General features: G+C 39.7%; 11 protein-coding genes. 7 read left to right on the plus strand and 4 right to left on the minus strand.

Features of this window, described 5'->3' with window-relative positions:
• Positions 1-101: 101 nt before the first annotated feature.
• From PQ460_RS18540 to PQ460_RS18550, 3 genes are all read right to left on the minus strand, one after another.
• On the minus strand, positions 102-1,970 hold the full coding sequence (locus PQ460_RS18540; protein WP_274170708.1) for a cache domain-containing sensor histidine kinase: 1,869 nt from the start codon (positions 1,968-1,970) through the stop codon (positions 102-104).
• Positions 1,971-1,972: 2 nt separating this feature from the next.
• Positions 1,973-3,055 carry a response regulator gene (locus tag PQ460_RS18545; protein ID WP_274170709.1) on the minus strand — a complete coding sequence of 361 codons (1,083 nt, stop codon included), beginning with the start codon at positions 3,053-3,055 and terminating at the stop codon, positions 1,973-1,975.
• Positions 3,056-3,247: 192 nt separating this feature from the next.
• Complete coding sequence (locus tag PQ460_RS18550) at positions 3,248-4,462, minus strand: aminopeptidase (RefSeq protein WP_443147220.1); 1,215 nt, start codon at positions 4,460-4,462, stop codon at positions 3,248-3,250.
• Positions 4,463-4,774: 312 nt separating this feature from the next.
• On the opposite strand from PQ460_RS18550, the gene PQ460_RS18555 reads away from it, so the two are divergent.
• On the plus strand, positions 4,775-6,118 hold the full coding sequence (locus PQ460_RS18555) for a methyl-accepting chemotaxis protein (RefSeq protein ID WP_274170711.1): 1,344 nt from the start codon (positions 4,775-4,777) through the stop codon (positions 6,116-6,118).
• Complete coding sequence (locus PQ460_RS18560) at positions 6,093-6,389, plus strand: hypothetical protein (protein WP_274170712.1); 297 nt, start codon at positions 6,093-6,095, stop codon at positions 6,387-6,389. Before PQ460_RS18555 ends, PQ460_RS18560 begins: the two co-directional genes overlap by 26 nt.
• Positions 6,390-6,537: 148 nt before the next feature.
• Here PQ460_RS18560 and PQ460_RS18565 read toward each other — a convergent pair whose 3' ends face one another.
• Positions 6,538-7,758, minus strand: coding sequence for a nitrate/nitrite transporter (locus tag PQ460_RS18565; protein WP_274172967.1), 1,221 nt, complete (start codon positions 7,756-7,758; stop codon positions 6,538-6,540).
• 437 nt (positions 7,759-8,195) lie between these two features.
• On the opposite strand from PQ460_RS18565, the gene PQ460_RS18570 reads away from it, so the two are divergent.
• From PQ460_RS18570 to PQ460_RS18590, 5 genes are all read left to right on the plus strand, one after another.
• Complete coding sequence (locus PQ460_RS18570; protein ID WP_274170713.1) at positions 8,196-10,502, plus strand: FAD-dependent oxidoreductase; 2,307 nt, start codon at positions 8,196-8,198, stop codon at positions 10,500-10,502.
• Entirely contained in the window at positions 10,462-12,597 is a 2,136-nt protein-coding gene (gene nasC, locus PQ460_RS18575; protein WP_274170714.1) for an assimilatory nitrate reductase catalytic subunit NasC, read from the plus strand. Before PQ460_RS18570 ends, nasC begins: the two co-directional genes overlap by 41 nt.
• Positions 12,598-12,783: 186 nt before the next feature.
• Positions 12,784-13,902: a GNAT family N-acetyltransferase gene (locus tag PQ460_RS18580; RefSeq protein WP_274170715.1), complete on the plus strand. Its 1,119-nt coding sequence runs from the start codon at positions 12,784-12,786 to the stop codon at positions 13,900-13,902.
• Between the two features lie 69 nt (positions 13,903-13,971).
• Positions 13,972-15,711 carry an ABC transporter ATP-binding protein gene (locus tag PQ460_RS18585; protein WP_274170716.1) on the plus strand — a complete coding sequence of 580 codons (1,740 nt, stop codon included), beginning with the start codon at positions 13,972-13,974 and terminating at the stop codon, positions 15,709-15,711.
• A complete protein-coding gene (locus tag PQ460_RS18590) occupies positions 15,708-17,513 on the plus strand; it encodes an ABC transporter ATP-binding protein (protein ID WP_274170717.1) in 1,806 nt (601 codons plus the stop codon). Before PQ460_RS18585 ends, PQ460_RS18590 begins: the two co-directional genes overlap by 4 nt.
• Positions 17,514-17,523: the final 10 nt, after the last annotated feature.

The raw sequence follows: 17,523 nt of genomic DNA on the forward strand, positions 1-17,523 counted from the left end.
TTCTTTAGCCACTCCGTAGATTGTATCTTTTGGAATGGCTTAGACTTTGTATCCTTATTATCCGTCAGGCTGTCAGAAAGGTGTACCGTATTTTCTTTAGATTAGGTGGATATTTTTTCGGTAAGCGTTTTCTTACTTACTTTATACGGAATAGTGATGACAGATTTCATTACACTATCTGTATAATAAAACCGTAAACCAAACATCTCATCTGCATAATGTAACTTAATTCGTTGATGAATATTACTAATTCCGATTCCATCTGAACTGTGTAATACTTCTTGCTCGCGATCCAAATAATCATTTAATAATTCGGTATCTGCTCCTGGTCCGTTATCTTCTACAATAATTCGTACTACAATTCCATCGGTATACGCACGCAATACAATGTTGCCATGATCGGCAATCTGTTCAGTTCCATGCAAAATCGCATTTTCAATTAAAGGCTGAATAATAAATTTTGGCAATAGATAATCATATAATTCAGGTTCGATATCATAACTAATGTCAAAGTTATCTCCATAACGAAGCGATTGAATATTAACGTAATTCTGTACATGTTCAATCTCTTGTCGTAACGGCACTTGTTCATTGGGTTGCTTGATACTGTATCTCAAAATATGAGCCAGTGACGATACCATAGTCACAATGTCTTCTTCATTTTTACTAAGTGCCATCCAATTGATCGAATCCAGTGTATTATAGATAAAATGAGGATTAATCTGCGCTTGCAAAGCTTTCATTTCTGCTTGTCGTTCTCGTTCACCGCTTTCGATCACATCGTCTACCAATCCGTTGATACGTTTCATTAGATTGTTGAACTGACGATACAATACTCCGACTTCATCTTGCTCTGGTGGTTCGATAAATACATCCATCGTCGAACCGTCTTTTATATTTCTCATCACATTGGCTAATGTAATCACCGGCTTGGCTATGCTGTTGGACAATAATAACGTAAAGCTGATTCCTGCTACAATCACTGCGACGGTAATTCCAACGATAATATCGAAAATAATCGACAAACGATCTGTAATATCACTGTATGGAATAAGAGCAATCAGATTCCATCCCCATTTTAAAGGATACGTATCGGCAATATACTGTGTCTGGTTGTACTTCAGATCACTGGTTCCACCAATATCAGTATATTGTAATACAGGAGCTAAGTCGGGTGTATGACTGATATCTACCCCTTTGAGTGCAGGATTGTTACTATATAACACTTGATTATTCTGATCTGCTAACAATAATTGTGTTCCCTGTGTAAGCCTTGAGGCTTCGATTTGCTTTCCAAATTCAGCCGTATCAATCGCAATAACTATAACGCCCATTTCATTCGTCGTATTCAGAATTAAAGGATTGCGAACTTGCTTGGCAAAATAGACACGATCACGATTTTGATCCGCATAAAAGATATTCAATGTTCCACTTAATTCGACTGTTCGCTTGAACCATTCTTCATTTTCCGCTTCATTGGAATTGAAAAAGCGATTTGATCCTGTGCCACCAGGCAATTTATTTAATTGCTCCAATTGAATAGTAGGCAATTCAGCAGCAACTGGAAATGTATTTTTGACAAAAAAGGTAGCCGAATACGTACTGACTACATTGCTTAGTGGCACATCCAGATATTTAATAAACTGCTGATTGATCGTATTAAGATCACGATAACTTTCAATATCGTCAAATGTAGTTTTGTTCAGAATATCGGCTATCGTTTTGTCTGTCGAAAAATAATAAGTCGCCTGATCGATGCTATTCTCTACATTTTGCACATTACTACGACTTTGAAGCATAATATTCTGCTGATCTTCCAGCAATTGTTCTCGCATAATGTTCATAAATACAAAGTACAGTATTCCATTAGACAACAGCGCCGATAAAGTAATCAGCACAATAAAAAGAACAGCAATTTTCACTTTTATACTCGCTTTGGGGATCAAAGAAATCGATTTGTTTTTGAACAATATTATTTCACCTCAGCATCCGCGCGTACACTATGGTTCAGATACAAGTTACGGTATTCTGAAGGTGTAATACTTTCGACTTTTTTGAATACACGGGCAAAGTAATGTGGATCTTGAAATCCTAATTTTTCTGAAATGCTATAGATCGGTAGTGACGGATCAAGTAACAATTGTCTGGCTTGGTCAATACGCTTCTGCGTGATATATACATTTAATTTCACCCCGGTATTCTGGCTAAATACAGCACTTAGATATGCAGGCGAACGCTCCATATGATAAGCAATATCAGCGAGGGATAGATTCACATTGTAAATATTATCATGCACATATTGCTTCACATACTGTACTAATGAATGTTGGCGATCTTCCTTTTTCTCTGTTGCCAGTTCATTCACCTGACGGAACAGATCATACGTAAAAGCAATCGCTTCATGACGGGTCTTGAGACTGAATAGATCATCCAGACGGGCAGATTTGGATTGCAACAATGTAGAAGCTCGATCCCCACCTACACCTTGATAAAAATCAAACAAAATAGTAAGTAGACGCATACATAATTCTTTGATCTCATTAGCATTGGCTGTCGATAAAGCTAACTCGTGTTCAAATAGCTCTTCGAAAAAAAGCCTATTGCCTGTTTTGAGCGCTTCATAACAATTGATTTCAAGCTGACGGTTAAAAAGCGAAGAATAATGATGAAGCTTTTCATTTTTACGACGAGAGACTTCTTGAATATACGTGGTTAATTGACTGATTTCTTTACGTGCCATCGGCTTGACAATATAAGTATCGACACCGTATTGCATCGCTTGACGAGCATAATCGAATTCTTCATGAGCACTAAGTAATACGATCGCTGTATCTGTCATCAATTCACGAATACGACAACATAATTCAAGACCATCCATAATAGGCATTTTGATATCGGTAATGATTAGATCAGGATGTAGACGCAGTGCAATCTCCAACGCATCTTTGCCATTACGTGCTTCTCCAATCACTTCTGCTCCTAATTCCTGCCATGGAATAATATTGCGAAGTCCGCGGGATACTATGACATCATCATCAACAAGTAATACTTTCATGATCCAGCCACCCTCTGTCGAAAATTGTGAAATTGTGTCGTGAGTTATTATGCTTATCTTACCGTTATTCTTTACTTCATGACAAGTCTTCTTACATGTTATTCTCATTTATTTATTTTCATATTTTACCTTTTTAAAATGATAGCGTTACCAAAATTAGGTATTCTAAAAAAATGAAAAAGAAAAAAGGGCTTAAAAAGCCCAATTTCCTTGACGGAATACAGGTTCTATCGTTCCATCTTCCAATTCTCCATCAATATCCAGTTGATCTGAACCAACCATGAAGTCTACGTGAGTTAAGCTTACATTTGCACCTTTAGCTTTCAATTCTTCTTTGGTCATTTGTGTACCGCCTTCAAGATTGGTCGGATACGCACTACCAAGAGCGAAATGACAAGAAGCATTTTCATCTATGCCTGTATTGTAAAAAACACGTTTTAAATGCGAAATAGGTGAATCATATGGTACGAGAGCAATTTCTCCTAAATAAGAAGCCCCTTCATCTGTTTCTAACAATGACGTTAAATGTTCACGTCCAGATGTTGCTTGATAATCTACAACTTTGCCATCTTTAAATGTAAGTTCGATTCCTTCTACCAGACGACCGTTCAAGTTCAGCGGTAATGTACTTCTCACTGTTCCATTCACGCCTGTACGGTGAGGCATGCTATATACTTCTTCGGTCGGCATATTTGCTACAAAGTACACCCCTTTTTCATTTTCTCCACCGCCACCACGCCATAGGTGACCTTCTGGTAATTGGACGTGTAGATCAGTTCCCGGGGCGCGATAATGAAAACTTTTGTATCGTTTATTATTCAGAAGATCCTGTCTTTTTTTCAAATGATCGATATGTTCTCTCCAAGCAGCTACCGGATTATCTGAACCTACACGATTCATCTGGAATACCGCTTCCCACATCGCAGGTACACGTTCTTCTTCTGGCAGATCAGCAAATACTTTATTTGCCCATGCTTGCGTTGGTGCTTTGATTAATGACCAGCTAATCCGGCTATTACGGGTATACCCTTGATAATTTTCGCGAGCTATAGCTGCGGCTTTGACAGCTGTAGACACTTTCCACGAGTCAATGCCTTTGAATAATTCAGGATCAGGCACTTTGATATGTAAAATCGCTCCGCCTTCTTCAGCGAATTTTTCCAACATATCAGCATGCCATTGTGGATAATAGCCAAACGAATCATCGGTCGCTTTTTCATAACGAATACGAGTTATCTGTTCATCATCCCAATCGACCTGTACATATTTAGCTCCTGCTTCATAAGCTTTGCCTACAATAAGACGGGTCAAATCTACTGTTTCTAGTGGTGCTTGTACAATCAATACTTGACCAGGTTGAATATTTACACCGACTTTGACTACAAGTTCTGCATATTTTTCTAACATCAATTTGAATTCGCTCAATTTCTTCGCCCCTTATGTGATCTATTTTGAGTAAAGTTACGAACAAGTAATGCCAGAATCAATTAAAACAATTATTTTGTGCTCAATATAATTAAATCTTAATTAATTCTTCATGTTTAAATGTTACAAAATGTGTTGAAATAGACGATATATTACTTAGCTACTTAGCAAGCATGATCCTTTCATCTTGAATCAACGCTATCTATTATACTCTTTATCATTACAAACCACACTATTTTCACCTAATTGATCTTTCGATTACCCATCTTATCTGAATTTAGAGGAGCCCCACACATGTACGCGAAAAATAAAGTTATGAATATGTTATGTTTGATTACTGTTCTTTTATCTTTTATTGTATTTGCTCTACATCAATACACCCATCTTATCCCTGTAGACCGTATGGCAGGTATGGATCACTCTGCAATGAGTCATTCTTCGATGGAACATATCACTATTTTTCGCTATATTTTGTTAGCGGTTCCACTTATCCTTTTAATATGGTCAGCTTCGCTATTTCGTAGTCGGTCAGATCATGCTTATCTTCCTGTCATCAATACGTTGGTACTTACTTTAGGAAGTATTGGCTTGATCGCAGCAGGTAATGGATTGGTTGAATATCACTTTTCTGTTTTCATGGTAGTTGCTTTTGTCGCTTTTTATGATTCAATCGCTTTGGTTTTACTCAGTACTGCTATTTTTGCTTTTCATCATTTAGCTGGCTTTTTCTTATTCCCTGAACTGCTGTGTGGCGAACATGCTTATTCTTTTTCGTTACTTCTGATCCATGCTATCTTTTTGTTATTAACAAGTGGAGCCGCTATCCTGATTATTGTTGCCAAAAAGAATACCACTCAAGCGTTACAATCCCAAAATGACGAAGCTTCCGCACGTAACCAGCAATCATTAATTAATTTACAGCATACTGAACAATATATGGAACAATCTGCTGGGTCGTTACGACTTCATTCACAATCGTTGGTCTCATTATCTGAACATATTGCTGATGCTGTTCAACTACTACGTACACAAGCAAGCGATGAATTGTTACCTTCGCAACAGGTGAGTGAACAACAGCTCACACAAGTCGCCGATGCTATCTATCAAATAGCCGCTTCTCTGGAACAATTACATCAATCTTCTACGATTACACTTGAACGTGCGCAATTAGGGCAACAATCTCTGACTCAAATAACCGATCAAGTGTCTTCATTACAAGTCGATGTAGACGATATGGCTTCAGGTATTCATGCAATGTCTGATCAATCTTACGAAATCGCTCGCTTTGTCGATATTATTGCTAATTTGGCTGAACAGACCAATTTGCTCGCATTAAATGCTTCTATTGAAGCGGCTCGTGCCGGACAACATGGACAAAGCTTCGCTGTTGTTGCTCAAGAAGTCAAAAAGTTATCCCTGGAGACCAGCTCTGCTCTCAAAATGATCTCAGGTATTATTGCACAATTTAGCTTGTCGACTGCTTCTGCTATTCAATCGTCTGAACGTGGAGCCGCTAAAATGCAAGATACTTTACAAACCGCTACACAGACACATTCAACATTCGGAGTTATTTTGACAGCCACAGGAAGAAACCAGTCTTCAGATCGCACATATGTCCAGTCAGGCACAATCTCTTAATGGTTCTGCTGAAAAAATCAGTCAATCTATGAGCTATGTCACCCATATTATTCAAGATTCGATGAAAAGTCATGAAACGGTAAATCATACCGTTCAACAGCAATTAGAAAAAACACGTCTGGTTAATGAAGAAGCAGATCTTCTCAATCAAATGAGCGATAAATTGGGTCAACTGGTTCACGATCTTGAGCCTGTGGCTGCTAATTTATCTGCTGATTATACACAAGATTCATTCTCTTCTTCAAACCGTACTGTACCTGCTATAAGTTAATATAACTGTATACAACAAAAAGCACGATCTGCGACTCTTTTATCAAGTCATATGATCGTGCTTTTGAATATTTCAGAACCGCTGAGAAGATAGTATAAATTATTGCTTAACCTGTATCAAGAATATCATTATCGTTAGCTGTGGCTGGTTAACTGGCTTGACGTGCTGTTTTGGTCACACTATGACTTAACCAGCTTGTCCGCCATTTCATTTGCATCACAACAAGCAAGCTCAAGCAACATAATACAATAATACTTAACATGATAAATCCAATCGTATAAGAACCTGTAGCTTTGTACAGATTGCCTAGAATAAGGGGTAACGCGTATCCACCCAATCCACCGGCTGCACCTACAATCCCTGTCATTAATCCAATCTCATTACCAAATCGTTGCGGTACTAATTGGAATACCGATCCGTTCCCTGCTCCCAGACACATCATTCCGACGAACAGCAAGCTTACAACAACCGGAAGTGGTGGCAAAAAGGAAACACATGCCAACATAATTCCTGCGCCCGAGTATAAATACATTAACATTTTGGTTCCCCCAATACGGTCTGCCAGAAATCCACCAACCGGACGGAAAAAGCTTCCTGCGATAACACAGATGGTAGCAATATCCGCCGCTTGTACTGCTGTTAATCCATATTGAGTATTAAAGAAAATCGTTAAGTAATTGGCAAGCCCTACAAACCCGCCAAATGTCACACAATAAAATGCACAGAATACCCACGCATCTCTTTGTTTAAGTACGGTAGCATATTGCGATAATTTTTTAGGTTCAGGACGATTAGGGCTATTTTTGGCAAAAATCGTAAAGAAAATAAATACCAGAATAATCGGAATCATCGCTATTCCAAATACAATTTCCCAGCTACCAAAATGTTGAGCTAACCGATTCGCAAATAAGGTCGCTATTACGGTTCCGCTATTACCTGCTCCTGCAATCCCCATCGCTAGACCTTGATGTTCTTTGGGATACCATTGTCCTGCAAGTGGCAAAGCCGCCGCAAAAGATGCTCCTGCAATACCTAGCAAGATAGCTACCACATATAACTGCTCTAACGATTGTACCCATTGCCAGCCCAGCAGTAGAGGAATTAGAGTAAGAATCATGCCAATCTGCGCGGTTAACTTGGGCCCTATATAATCAGATAAGAACCCTAACACCAATCGCAAAATCGAACCGCCCAATACAGGTAAAGCAACCAGTTGTGCTTTTTGTACAGGGTCCATAGGATAATCCAGTGCAATAATGACACTAAGTGGTCCAATCATTCCCCAGATCATAAAGCTGATATCAAAGTATAAAAAAGAACCGAGTAATGTAGGCTTATGCCCGCTTTGCCAAAAACTTTTTTTGTCCATCATTGTGTATCATCCTCTCCACAGTTGGTTTATTTTTGTCTATAGTTATAATAAAAAGCCGCAATTTGCCCGTATATTACATTCGGGACAAGTTGCGGCTTCATTGCCGTTAGGAAATGGTACACGTCATTGTGTGCCATCTTATAAATGTATGATATTGTTGTGCAGTTGGTTGCCATCACAAATATGAATTTGATTCAAATTATATGAACGACAGACTAATATGTCAATATAATTAACTCAAATTCTAAATATTTTTATTTTATGTTAATTATATTGACATTAAAAGCATCATCTATTAATGTTATTGATAAGATTTCACACAATGGAGTGTGATTACGTAACGGCAATGATGCCCTTTTCCTGAATATGGAGAAGGGCTTTTTCTGTGCAAATGACGATACACCTTTGAAATAACACCAAAGGAGGAACTTGTTATGCGACAACAATTAGTCATTATCGGTAACGGCATGGCAGGTGTACGCTGTGTCGAAGAGATCATAAAGTTAGCACCTGATATATTTGAGATTACGATTTTTGGTACAGAAAAGCATCCAAATTATAACCGCATTTTGCTATCTAAAATGTTACAAGGTGAACATACATTTGAACATATTATTCTGCATGATTGGTCATGGTATGAACAGCAACAGATCCAATTATATACGACAGAAACAGTGACTCATGTTGATCCAGATACTCGAATATTAACTACTGCTTCAGGTCTACAACACACCTATGATATCCTGATTTTTGCTACCGGTTCGGTTCCTTTTATTCCTCCTATTCAAGGTGCGGATAAAAAAGGAGTAATTTCTTTTCGTACTGTAGAAGATTGCGAACAGATGAAAAGATATGCTCAGCATTATCAACAGGCGGCTGTTATCGGCGGAGGATTGCTCGGACTGGAAGCGGCTCGTGGTCTGCTTCATTTAGGAATGGACACTCATGTGATTCATAATGCACCTTACTTGATGAATCGTCAGTTAGATCTACTATCTGCGCAATTGTTACAACAAGAACTGGAGCAACAAGGAATGACCTTTCATCTCAATGAGAATACGACTCGCATTACAGGCGCTACTCGTGCTCAAGGGTTACGTTTTGCAAGTGGAGCCAAATTAGCAGTCGATCTTGTAGTATTCGCTGTCGGAATACGACCTCATATTCGTCTAGCAGAGTATGCAGGATTGCATGTTCAGCGCGGGATTGTTGTGAATGATTATATGCAGACCAGTATAGAGGGCATCTATGCGGTGGGAGAATGTGCAGAACATCAAGGTATTACATACGGTCTGGTCGCTCCACTTTACGAACAAGGCAAAGTGCTTGCACAGCATCTTTGTCAGCAAAATCCTTTACCTTATCAAGGCTCTATCCCTTATTCACAGTTAAAAATATCCGGTGTATCGGTATTTTCAGTAGGCGATACCAATGCTTCTGATTGTCAGCAAATCGTACAGCAATATGATGGTGTACGCAAAACGTACAAAAAAGTCAGTGCTGTTGGAGATAGAATTACAGGTGCTATTTTGTACGGGGATACCGCCGAAGGCATTTCATTATTAGAAATGATCAAGCAAGGCACTTCTGCCCATTCTTATCTTCAACAGTTACAAGCGGTAGATACTTCAAGTGCCAAATCAATAAACAATCCTACAGATATAGCCGCCGCCAAACTAGAACATACTTCTACCGTTTGCGCTTGTAATGCAGTTACCAAAGCGACCATTTTGCAATCTATACAGACACATGGATTACAGACCGCAGACGAAGTTCAGCAACATACCCAAGCATCCGGCTCATGTGGAGGTTGTCGCCCAATCGTTGAAGCGCTTGTTCGTTATAGCTTATCTGGCACCATCGAGGAAGATCAAGATCATATTCTCGATACTCCTCTTCATGCTTCGCTTGCTACACATCCTGATCATATCCCTGTCTGTTCATCGATATCTTTAACGCATACGGCTCTAAAGCAACAAATTCAACAACATTCATGGAGAACAGTTACAGAAGTGCTAACTCAATTGTCATCTACTGATATACCTATTGCATACAGTCCTCTCGATATCAAAGATGAAGATAGCTTTCATGTAGATGATTTGTCTATCTCCGATCAATCAGAGCATTATGGTTGTGACACCTGTATCACAGCAATTCGTTATTATCTACAATTGTATTTAGACAGTTCTTTGGCAATAGATCAGGCAAATCTGTTACCTCATCTACAGATATTGTTAGATCGTGAATGGCTAGCAGGGTATCCTGACCATCTTCATACTGTAAATGGAGCAAATGTGATCGAGCAGATACAACAATGGCAGTCTACAGTACAACATCTGATATTCCCTTATCCTACACGTATAGCTGTAGCGCAGAATATCTATTCTCCTATTAGTGTTCGTGTGCAAGATATCGGCATATTATATTCACCGGCTGGTTGGGAAATTTATATTGGAGGATGTGCTACAGATCGTATTCAAGAAGCGCATTTGTTAACTACAGTAGATCATTTGCCAGACGCGCTATATCTAATCTTTCTGTGTCTGGAATTGTATCGTTATCAAGCATATTACAGTGAACCGATATGGAAGTGGGTACAACGGACAGAAGTATTGCCTTTGCGGGAACAGGTATTATCTTTATTTTACAACAATGCGATAGCAGATGCTTATGATCGAGATCGTAAAGGAGACGGAACTTATGATGCAGACGCAATGTCCTTTTTGCAGCGTACAATGTAAAATCACTCTTCATTCTTCTGAATCTTCAACGTTGCACCCTACTCTACCTCTCGTGACTTATCAGGCAGAAGGTACACCAAATGAGGCTTCACAAGGTCGTCTATGTATCAAAGGTATGAACGCTCATCAACATGTATTTAACCGGGAACGCTTGAAATATCCTTTACTTCGTCGTCACGGAAAGCTTGTACGTGCTTCTTGGCAAGAAGTTACCGATTATATCGCAGAACATCTACAACAATCTATTGATCAATCAGGGCGTGACTCTATTGGCATCTATGGCGGCGGTTCGCTTACAAATGAGACCGCTTATCTATTGGGCAAATTTGCACGAGTCGCTATCGGTACCAAGTATATTGATTATAATGGACGCTTTTGTATGTCAGCCGCGGCGTCTGCTGGAAGCAAAACATTCGGAATTGATCGCGGACTCACCTGTCAGTTATCCGATATTCCATTAGCCAAATGTATTATTCTGGCTGGCACTAATATTGCAGAATGTCAGCCTACATTGATGCCTTATTTGAATCAAGCCAAACAAAATGGCGCTCAGATTATAGTCATTGATCCTAGAGTTACCGCTACTGCGGCAATCGCAGATATTCATTTACAGATTCGTCCAGGTACCGATGCTTTGTTAGCCAATACGATGCTCAAGATTATGTTAGATCAAGATTGGATCGATCACGACTTTATTGAGCAACGAACCAATGGATACGAGCAATTAGGTGAGCTGGTGCAGGATATCGATATCGAACAATCAGCAGTTATCTGTGGTATTCCTGTTGAATTGATCTATCAAGCCGCTCAGGTGTACAGTCAGGCAAGTACTGGTATTATTTTTACTGCTCGTGGCGTTGAACAGCAGACCGATGGACATTTGGCTGTACGCTATTTTCTTAATCTGGTATTAGCGACTGGTAAAATTGGCAGAACCGGTTGTGGATATGGAGCAGTAACCGGACAGGGCAACGGACAAGGTGGACGCGAACACGGGCAAAAAGCAGATCAATTACCCGGCTATCGCTCAATCGAAAATCCAGCAGATCGGGCGTATATCTCTTCGATCTGGAATATCGATCCCGAAGATTTACCAGATAAAGGCGTGTCTGCTTATGAAATGATGGAACTGATTGATCAACAACAAATCTCCACGTTATTCGTTATGGGTTCTAATCCTGTCGTATCCAATCCAAATATCCCTCTAGTGCGTGCCGGATTAGAAAAGTTAGACATGCTTATTGTTGCAGATTTATTTTTGTCCGAGACCGCGCAATTAGCTGATGTTGTTCTGCCAGTCACAGCTTATTTAGAAAATACAGGCACATTGACCAATCTGGAAGGCCGAGTATTATTGCGAGAAGCAGCCCGTCCGATTCCATATGAAAGTAAACACGATTGGCAGATTCTATGTGAATTAGCACAAGCTCTTGGCAAAAAAACTGGATTTGATTTTGCACAGGCAGAAGATATTTTCAACGAATTGCGGATCGCTAGTCGCGGCGGATTGGCTGATTATTATGGGATTACATATGATCGACTACGCAACGAAGAAGGCATCTACTGGCCTTGTCCATCTATTGATCATGCAGGTGTGCCGACGATGTTTGAACAATCTTTCGCTCATCCTGATGGTCGTGCGGTATTTACTTCGATTACAAATATAGCGATCAAAGATACTATTTCTTCTGCTTATCCACTGATTATGACCAATGGACGTGTGCTTGCTCATTATCTAACAGGTGTACAGACTCGTCGCAGTGCTACACTTACCGCACGTGAACCAGAGAACTTTATGGAAATTCATTCTCAGACTGCTAAGCAGTATCATATTGAAGATAACGATTGGGTCGAAGTCGCTTCTGCTCGCGGTTCATTTACGATTCGTTGTAGGATCAAAGATCATATTCGTACCGATACGATATTTGTCCCGATGCATTGGGGCGGTGAGCAAAATGTAAATCAAGCTACTGATCCTACACTGGATGCTTATTGTAAAATGCCCGGCTTCAAAGTATCTGCTGTACGTATTCAACCTGCGACGATGCACTCGTCATTAGCAACAACTTCTTCTGCTTCACTACATTATCTATAAACGCTAACCTTCTCTAAATCTGATACATTCAGGTTTAGAGATTTTTGCATATATACATCTAATCTTGCCCTTATGAACCATCGTATTTGCTCTATAACTAATGTATGCTAGAACTATTCAACGATACTTGATAGGTTGCAGATGATTTTACATTTGACTTTATTATTCTCAATAGGAGGACTACATATGCAAATTAGACGTGTGCTTACCGATGAACTGAAACAAGCTGCTTTATTAGCCGAAGATGTATTTTGCGCAGATGGGGATCGATATATGGAATCTTCTTTTCCCGCTCTTTTTCAAGCAGGTATTAGTCATTCGTACGGTGCTTTTACACCGGAAGGTACACTGGTTTCTTTTATGGGAATGGTTCCGGTACAAGTTCAATCAGGCACATTTACTATATCAGCTTATTCAATCGGCGCAGTATGTACACATCCTGATTATCGGGGACAAGGATTGGCAGGACAGCTATTAGAATTATGTAGACAACATGCACGTTCAGCAGGAGCTTCTGTGTTATTTATTTCAGGAGATCGTTCATTATATACACGAGCAGGCAGTGTGCCCTTTGGACAAGTCAGTACGTTTAAATTATCTTCAGATATCGCCAAAACATTGCATGATGACAATACGCATCTCACATATCGGGATCTATTACCACAGGATATTTTTGCTATAGCTCATCATATCCAAAATCAATATGCTCATATTCAGTGGGGACTTGGAGATCTTCAACAATTTATCGCTTCTCAACCCATCGCTAACATCAACAAACAGCAACAACAGATTCGAGTAGCCGAAAATGCCGATCATCAAGTGGTCGGATTTGTAGCTCTTTCTATACCATACGCTGAAGATTCGTCTGCTGAGCCAATCGGTAGTGTTATTGAGTATGGCGGCGATCCTGAAGTTATTCAGCATTTATGTGTAGAGGCTATGACTCATTATGCCCTATATTCACTTACTGTACGTGTTCCATGGCAAGATAAAGCGTTGAGCGATTTACTGGTTGAAGAAGACGTTCCTGTAACGATCGAACCAAATAGCGGTACTTTACTTGTATTGGATGATCAGCTTTTATTAGAGCAAACAGGTGTAGCGTGTTTTCTAGCTTCTTATGATATAAAGTTCCAATTAGAAGAGGATTACGTGCTACATACACCATCTGGTTCGTATCCACTGAAAGATGCTTCGGAATTGTATACGCTATTATTCGATCCCGATGCTAAGCTTGCAGACCGTCTAGATTTTTCATTCCCGACTGTTCCTTTACCTTATATGTATGGATTATATTTTATCTGAACTGTTTAACAATCGGAATTCAAGGGTTGTAAAAAGATATACCGTTTAAGAAAGAAGGAACATATAAATATGAAAGATCGGAGTATTCTAACTGATTATGTCCAAAAGCATTGGCGATATTATTTACTCGCTGTCAGTTTGATCATTCTGTCTAATATCGGGCAAGCTGCTATCCCCCGTGTACTGGGACAATTTACAGATGCTCTGCTGAATGGTGGAATACAATATCAAATGATTATTGAATATAGCGTAATTCTGGCTGTGATCGGGATTATGTATAATCTCTTTTTCGGTGCAGGGCAATTCACAGTCATGCGATTAGGACGCAAGTTCGAATTTGAAATGCGTCAAAGTCTTTTTAGCAAATTCTCTACACTCAGTGAATATTACTTCTCCAAGCAAGGAACAGGTAAATTACTAAGTTCGATGACCAATGATGTCAATTCTGTTCGTGAATCGATTTCAAATGGGGTCACGATGACCACCAATGCTATTTTTTTGTTTTTATCGTGTATTGTAATGATGTTACTCAGTCATATTCCATTGTATTTGATACTGGTAAGTGTTATTCCGATGGTAGGGATTCCTTTTCTAGTTATTTACTTTGGCCCACGAATCCGCAAACGTTCGCAAAATGTACAGGAATCATTAGCCGTTATGACTGAATCAGCAGAAGAACAATTGAGTGGTATTCGAGTGACCAAAACATTTGCGATTGAACCTACAGCACGTCAACGTTTTGGCACAACAGTCAATCATATTCGTGATAACCAGTTACACCTTGTTCGCATGTCCTCTTTATTTCAAGCGGCTGTTCCGTTTTTAGGCGCATTATCGCTTGTGATTTCGCTACTATATGGAGGATACTTAACGATTCAAGGTACGATTACGATCGGTAATTTTATCGCATTAACGTTGTACTTGCGAATTATGTCAGGCCCTCTACAGCAAATTGGTAACGTGATCAATATGATGCAACGTTCAGGAGCTTCGCTGGATCGCGTGAATCGTTTACTTGCTGAAAAGCCAGATATCGAAGATCATCCTAATGCACAACCGTTAGCTTCAACACCTGATCTCAAAATAAAACATTTATCATTTGCTTACCCTGGTAGTGAGCGTTACGCGCTGTCTGATATTAATCTGCATATTGAAGCCGGACAAACTGTCGGGATCGTTGGCAAAACAGGTTCTGGCAAAAGCACGTTGGTGAAGCTGTTACTCCGTCTATACGATCCACCTGAAAATACAGTCTGGTTAGGCGGTACAGATATTCGTCAGATCTCATTGCAAAGTCTACGCTCACGTATCGCTTATGTGCCTCAAGATGGATTTTTATTTAGCACGACGATTCGTGACAATATTGCTTTTAGCGATCGAGATACACCGCTTGAAAAAGTAGAAGATCATGCACGTCAGGCGATGATCTATGATCCTATTTCTAATTTTCCAGAAGGATTCGATACGAAATTAGGTGAGCGTGGTATTACTCTATCCGGTGGACAACGTCAGCGTACCAGTCTTGCACGTGGATTGGTGAAAAAAGGGCCCATCTTGATTCTGGACGATAGTATGAGCGCTGTCGATGCAGTCACCGAGACAGGGATACTAAATAACCTGATTCGTGAACGGAATAATTATACGAACTTGATTATTTCGCATAGGATCAGTGCAGTAAAACATGCTGATCTTATTATTGTGCTGGACGAAGGTACGATCGTACAACAAGGAACCCATCAACAATTGTTGCAACAACAAGGCATCTATTCATCCTTGTATCAATTACAGGAAGAAGGGTTGCGCGCATGAGCAAACTATCATCGACTACCAAATCCAGTACGCCTATCCGCTACGAAGCATTGCGTGCAATCTTAGCTTATGCTCGTCCTCATCGTTGGACATTTGTCGGTATTTTCTTTGCAACAATGCTTGCTATCGCTGCGGATCTATTACAGCCATATCTGGTCAAAATTGTGATTGATGATCATATTGCTGCCGGACAAAATGGATTACCTTTTTTAACAGGAATGGCGGCTATTTATCTAGGGTTAGCCGTAGTCAGCTTTCTATTCTCTTATTTACAAAGCAATCTGTTGCAATATGTCGGTCAACATATTGTCGCCAGTATTCGTAATGATCTATTCGCTCATATTACCAAGCTACCGATGAGCTTTTTTGATCGCTCTAGCAGTGGCGGATTGGTAACAAATGTATCCAGTGATACTGAAACGATCAGCCAATTTTTTACACAGGTGTTATTAAGTCTGATTCGTGATGGTATGATGCTTGTATTTATTATTTACTTTATGTTCCGTCTGGATACTACATTAGCATGGTATTCGATGATCACTTTACCTGTTATTGCTACACTAGCCATTTTATTTCGCGGTAAATTGCGACAGGTCTATCAGTATACACGCAGTCGCTTATCCAAATTAGTTGGATTTACAGCAGAGAACTTATCTGGTATGGGCTTAATCCAGATTTTCCATCAGGAACAAGAACAGAAAAAACGATTCAATGAATACAATGCGGATTACTGGCAAGCCAATGTCGAGCAATTAAAATCGAATGTATTTTTCAATCGTACTTTTGATATTTTAGGCAATATTGCTCTGGTCTTGATGGTCTGGCTTGGAGGCGTAGCTGTATTTAACAAACAGATTGAAGTTGGTGTACTGTATGCTTTTATCAGTTATATCCGTCAATTTTTTCAACCGATTAATCAGATTACGATGCAATGGAATACGTTTCAATCTACCACTGTCTCTATGGATCGAATCTGGCGTATTCTCAAACTCCAACCAGAGATTCAAGATCCGACACCTGATCAAGCGGTAACGATAGATCTAGACAAAGTAAAAGGAAAAGTAGACTTTAACCATATTTCATTCGGATATAATCCAGATCAGACAGTAATTCCGCATCTGGATCTGCATATTGAACCTGGTGAAATGATCGGTGTAGTAGGTACAACCGGAGCAGGCAAAAGTACATTGATTGCTCTACTCAATCGTTTCTATGATGTCGGTCAAGGTTCTGTCGCTATTGATGATATTGATCTACGACAGATGCCCCAAGAAACACTTCATCGTATTGTAGGACTGATTCAGCAAGAACCTTTTTTATTTTCCGGTTCGATTATCGACAATGTACGAATATTCCAGCCGAACATCACTGATGAGCAAGTCATCGAAGCTTGCCGATTTGTAGGTGCCCATGAGATGATTACACGCTTACCGCAAAAATACGATACTCGTCTATCAGAGCGAGGAAGCGGATTGTCTGCTGGTGAACGTCAATTGATTTCATTTGCCCGTATCGTCGTCTTCCGCCCTAAAGTATTAATACTTGATGAAGCTACCGCTAATCTGGATTCGCATACTGAACAACTGGTGCAACAAGCTCTTGATACGGTATCCGAAGGACGTACAGCGATTGTGATCGCTCATCGTCTCTCGACCATTATGCATGCAGATCGTATTCTCGTTATGGAACATGGTGAAATTATAGAACAAGGTACGCATGCTCAGTTAATTGCTCATCATGGTACGTATGCCAAGTTATATCTTCATGCTAGGCAATCCAATCAACACGTTATTCAAGCATAGAACAAAAAAT

Origin of the sequence: Paenibacillus sp. KACC 21273, from assembly GCF_028736095.1 — a bacterium.
Lineage (GTDB): Bacteria > Bacillota > Bacilli > Paenibacillales > Paenibacillaceae > Saccharibacillus > Saccharibacillus kyungheensis.

Excerpts from the sequence above, each read along its gene's own strand:
- PQ460_RS18545 (WP_274170709.1), bottom strand. The coding sequence starts at position 3,055 with ATGAAAGTATTACTTGTTGATGATGATGTCATAGTATCCCGCGGACTT.
- PQ460_RS18550 (WP_443147220.1), bottom strand. The coding sequence starts at position 4,462 with ATGTTAGAAAAATATGCAGAACTTGTAGTCAAAGTCGGTGTAAATATT.
- PQ460_RS18555 (WP_274170711.1), top strand. The coding sequence starts at position 4,775 with ATGTACGCGAAAAATAAAGTTATGAATATGTTATGTTTGATTACTGTT.
- PQ460_RS18560 (WP_274170712.1), top strand. The coding sequence starts at position 6,093 with ATGTCCAGTCAGGCACAATCTCTTAATGGTTCTGCTGAAAAAATCAGT.
- PQ460_RS18565 (WP_274172967.1), bottom strand. The coding sequence starts at position 7,758 with ATGGACAAAAAAAGTTTTTGGCAAAGCGGGCATAAGCCTACATTACTC.
- PQ460_RS18570 (WP_274170713.1), top strand. The coding sequence starts at position 8,196 with ATGCGACAACAATTAGTCATTATCGGTAACGGCATGGCAGGTGTACGC.
- nasC (WP_274170714.1), top strand. The coding sequence starts at position 10,462 with ATGATGCAGACGCAATGTCCTTTTTGCAGCGTACAATGTAAAATCACT.
- PQ460_RS18580 (WP_274170715.1), top strand. The coding sequence starts at position 12,784 with ATGCAAATTAGACGTGTGCTTACCGATGAACTGAAACAAGCTGCTTTA.
- PQ460_RS18585 (WP_274170716.1), top strand. The coding sequence starts at position 13,972 with ATGAAAGATCGGAGTATTCTAACTGATTATGTCCAAAAGCATTGGCGA.
- PQ460_RS18590 (WP_274170717.1), top strand. The coding sequence starts at position 15,708 with ATGAGCAAACTATCATCGACTACCAAATCCAGTACGCCTATCCGCTAC.